The sequence below is a fragment of the Acutalibacter intestini genome, assembly GCF_034334985.1.
GTDB classification, from domain to species: Bacteria; Bacillota; Clostridia; order Oscillospirales; family Acutalibacteraceae; genus Acutalibacter; species Acutalibacter intestini.
On the sequence record NZ_JAWXXL010000152.1, the window covers coordinates 1 to 520 of the forward strand.

Sequence of the window (520 nt, forward strand, 5' to 3'; positions counted from 1 at the left end):
TGCAATGCCTGCCGCATCTTCTCAAAGGAAGAGCACAGCTTTCCCATTTCGTCCTCTTTATCGTAAACAATTTTGAAATCTAAGTTGTTATCGGCAATCTGGCCGGCGGCATGATCCAGTATGGCGAGAGGTTTCTGCATATGCCGTTTGTAGAATAAAATGCTGGTGGCGACAATACAGAAAATGAAGCAAATGGGATATACGCCAATACTCAAAAAACCAAGAATATTATATATAGTCCGGTCTGCCGGCGTAAAATGATCCATTAAATTCAGTGGCGTCTGATAAGATATGCTTCCTTTCTGTTCATCGGCTGTTCTATCAAATCCAATCACCATTTCAGGATCGGATACGCCAAACTCAAATTGATATTGCTTATAAATTTGGGACTGCCCCCATTGACAACAGCTTGATAGAGCCAAGGATAACAGCAATGCAGAAACAATACAGACGAGCATAGACGTAGTAAAAGCCGTCTTTATCGACTTTCTTTTGAAAAACTCTGTTATTTTGCCCATTT

General features: G+C 40.8%; 1 protein-coding gene. It reads right to left on the reverse strand.

Annotation, left to right across the window (positions count from 1 at the left end):
* On the reverse strand, positions 1 to 520 hold a 520-nt coding region (locus U8U68_RS22180; RefSeq protein ID WP_331679211.1), incomplete at both ends, for a HAMP domain-containing protein.